The organism is Micromonospora sp. NPDC049799, from assembly GCF_040656655.1.
In the GTDB taxonomy this organism is placed as follows: Bacteria; Actinomycetota; Actinomycetes; order Mycobacteriales; family Micromonosporaceae; genus Micromonospora.
Genome location: NZ_JBFAMU010000553.1, coordinates 1 through 3,056 on the forward strand (window position 1 = coordinate 1; position 3,056 = coordinate 3,056).

At 73.7% G+C, this 3,056-nt stretch carries 4 protein-coding genes and 2 pseudogenes; 3 read left to right on the forward strand and 3 right to left on the reverse strand.

The features are described 5' to 3' along the window. The coding region (locus AB0I76_RS26185) for an aminodeoxychorismate/anthranilate synthase component II (RefSeq protein ID WP_357040675.1) at positions 1-715 on the forward strand (715 nt) is incomplete at its 5' end. A gap of 86 nt (positions 716-801) precedes the next feature. Here the strand turns inward: AB0I76_RS26185 and wrbA are convergent. Beyond that, the gene (gene wrbA, locus AB0I76_RS26190; RefSeq protein WP_357040678.1) at positions 802-1,419 is read right to left on the reverse strand and encodes an NAD(P)H:quinone oxidoreductase; all 618 of its coding nucleotides are present in this window, start codon (positions 1,417-1,419) and stop codon (positions 802-804) included. Between the two features lie 104 nt (positions 1,420-1,523). Here wrbA and AB0I76_RS26195 point away from each other — a divergent pair, with 104 nt between their 5' ends. Further along, positions 1,524-2,012: a GNAT family N-acetyltransferase gene (locus AB0I76_RS26195; RefSeq protein ID WP_357040681.1), complete on the forward strand. Its 489-nt coding sequence runs from the start codon at positions 1,524-1,526 to the stop codon at positions 2,010-2,012. 181 nt (positions 2,013-2,193) lie between these two features. Here AB0I76_RS26195 and AB0I76_RS26200 read toward each other — a convergent pair whose 3' ends face one another. Then, entirely contained in the window at positions 2,194-2,592 is a 399-nt protein-coding gene (locus AB0I76_RS26200) for a DUF4190 domain-containing protein (protein ID WP_357040684.1), read from the reverse strand. Between the two features lie 160 nt (positions 2,593-2,752). On the opposite strand from AB0I76_RS26200, the pseudogene AB0I76_RS26205 reads away from it, so the two are divergent. Continuing rightward, a pseudogene (locus AB0I76_RS26205) lies at positions 2,753-2,962 on the forward strand (crosslink repair DNA glycosylase YcaQ family protein); the annotation flags it as partial. On the opposite strand, the pseudogene AB0I76_RS26210 reads toward AB0I76_RS26205, so the two are convergent. Continuing rightward, a pseudogene (locus tag AB0I76_RS26210) lies at positions 2,962-3,056 on the reverse strand (deoxyribose-phosphate aldolase); the annotation flags it as partial. The pseudogenes AB0I76_RS26205 and AB0I76_RS26210 sit on opposite strands and share 1 nt — an antisense overlap.

The following is a 3,056-nucleotide window of genomic DNA, read 5'->3' on the forward strand; positions in this document are numbered from 1 at the left end:
CGACCCGGAGGTGCGCGCCGCGCTGGCCGCCCGCAACGCGCCGCTGGCCCGGTTCTGGCTGGACCAGCGGGCCGCGGACGCGCCGGGGCGCCCCGGGCTGGCCGGGCGACGGGCACTGATCGTGGACGGCGAGGACACCTTCACCGGCATGCTGGCGCACCAGCTCGGCGCGCTCGGCCTCGCCGTCGAGGTGCGGCCGTGGCACGTGACCGGGCCGGTGGACGCGTACGACCTCGTGGTGGTCGGCCCCGGCCCCGGCGACCCGGGCAGCCCGGACGACCCGAAGATGGTGGCGATGCGCGGGCTGCTCACCGGCCTGTTGGCCGAGCGCCGGCCGACCCTGGCGGTGTGCCTGGGTCACCAGCTGCTGTCCGGGCTGCTCGGACTGCCGCGGCACCGCCGGGACGCGCCCTACCAGGGGCTCCAGCGGGAGGTCACGCTGTTCGGCACGCCCCGCCGGGTGGGCTTCTACTCCACGTTCACCGCCCGGGCCGGCGCCGACGAGCTGGCCACCGCGTACGGGCCGGTGGCGGTGGCCCGCGACGGCGCCGACGGCGCGGTGCACGCGGTGCGCGGCGACGGCTTCGCCGGGGTGCAGTTCCATCCGGAGTCGGTGCTGAGCCCCGACGGTGTCGCGGTCCTGGCGGAGTTGCTGGACGGTCTGCTCCCGGCCCCGTCGGCCGGATCGCGGTCCGCCGTGGCGGAACGGGCGTAGACGCTCCCGGCACGGGTACCGGTGGAGGCGACCGGCGCTCCGGGCGGGCCGAGAGCCCCCGCACGGAACGCCGGTCGCCTCCACGCTCAGCCGGCCATGCCCTTCTTCAGCGCGGTACTGATCTGAACCGCCCGCCGGGCCTGCAACGCGGCCGCGCCCAGCGCGATGCTGTCCGGCGCGATCTCGCCGTTGTTGCTGGTGTGCGACGCGCCGTAGGGGTTGCCGGCGACGAACTGGCTCGGGTCGGTGTACCCGGGGGTGACCACGATGCCCCCCCAGTGGTGGATGATCGTGTACAGCGAGACCAGCGTGGTCTCCTGGCCGCCGTGGGAGGTGGCGGTCGAGGTGAACGCCGAGTAGACCTTGTCGACCAGCGCGCCCTGCGCCCACAGCGGTCCCGTGGTGTCGATGAACTGCTTGAGCTGGGCGGCGATCATGCCGTACCGGGTCGGGGATCCGAAGATCACCACGTCGGCCCAGGAGATGTCGTCGATCTGTGCCTCCGGCACGTCCTGGGTCTCCAGGTGGTGCGCCTGCCACCCCGAGTTGGAGCGGATCGCCTCGTCCGGCGCCAGCTCGCGCACCTTGCGCAGCCGCACCTCGGCGCCGGCCTCACCAGCGGCCTCGCACACCGCCTGCGCCATCTGGTACGTGATGCCGGTCGCGCTGTAGTAGATCACCGCGACCTTGGTCTGGGCAGCCATCGAATGTTCCCCTCCTCAGATATCGGATCAGCCCCGACGACTTCCCGTTACTTGCCGCGTCAAACGCCGGCCTGGCGGGAGGCACCGGGTGACATGATCGGCAGATGGAGATCAGGGAGGCGAGCCCTGCCGACTGGCCCCGGATCTGGCCGTTCCTGCGCGAGATCGTGGCGGCCGGCGAGACGTACACGTGGCCGCGCGACGTGGGCGAGGAGCACGCGCGGACGCTGTGGATGGTGCCGCCGCCGGGCCGCACCGTGGTCGCCGTCGACGCCGACGGCACGGTGCTCGGATCGGCGAAGCTCACCCCGAACCAGCTCGGGCCGGGCGACCACGTGGCCAACGCGAGCTTCATGGTGGATCCCGCCGCCGGCCGGCGCGGGGTGGGGCGGGCGCTCGGCGCGTACGTGCTCGAGCGGGCCCGCGCCGACGGCTACCGGGCCATGCAGTTCAACGCCGTGGTGGCCACCAACACCCCGGCGGTGGCCCTGTGGCGCTCGCTCGGCTTCACCGTCGTCGGCCGGGTGCCGGAGGGCTTTCGGCACCCGACGCAGGGGTACGTGGACCTACTGGTCATGCATCGACAGCTGTGACCGTGGCTCAAGATTTCCGCAAGTTCCGGCCGGCATCGGCTCCCGCCGTGCCGCAGGCGGGGATCCTGGTCGCACCGGCGCCGGCCGTACGACGGCCGCCCCCGCGCCGGTCGACCTGAACGGGGGATCGCGCTCCGCCGGCACCGTCGCTGGCGTAGCGCGATCAGGGGTCGCGACCCCGTCACTGCTCGATGCGGTCCCGCAGGTCGTCGACCTGCTGCTGGAGCCGGTCCACCGCGCCCTCGTTGTTGAGGAACGTGGAGATGCCCGCGCCGAGCGCGAGTCCGATCAGCAGGGCGAGCACACTGAGCACCAGACCGCCGATCGCGACTCCCCGGCCGGTCACACCCGGACGGCGGGCCATCTTGAGGCCGACGATGCCCAGGATCACGCCGATGATGGCGAGCACCACGCCGATCCAGGCGAGGATCGCGGTGAGCACGCTGATCAGGGCGGCAACGCCGAAGACCAGTGCGAAGGTGGCGGCGGCGCTGGTCTTCGCCGCCGTGCCCGGTCCCCCGCGCCGCTCGGTGCGGGTCGGTGCGCCGGCACCCCGGGCCGGCTCGTTGTACGCAGTCATGTCACTCCCTCCCGTGCGCTGGCGCGCATACCTCCGCGCGCCGCATCCCCCCTCGGAAGCGGCCTATGCCTCGGTGTCGGTGCCGGGTCCTAGGCTGACCGCGACCCGGAGGAGGACAGTGACCGTCGACCTGACCCCACGCGCGGCACTCGCGCTGCGGATGACCGGCCTGCTGCTGCGGCCCCGCCCCACCAGGCGCGCGGACGGCGTGTCCGACGTGGTGGAGTGGCTCGGCGCCATGCAGGCCCAGGACCTGGCGAGTGGCCTGTGGTCGCTGGGGGTCCGGCTGCCGGCGCTGTCCGAGGCGGACGTACGGGCCGCGCTGGAGCGCCGGGAGGCCCTGCGCACCTGGCCGATGCGGGGCACCGTCGCCTCCAGCATCACCAGGGTCACCGGCAGGGTGGCCGCGACCGGGACCTTGCCGGTGGAGGTCTTGATGAAGTCGCCGCCGGCCAGCATCGCCA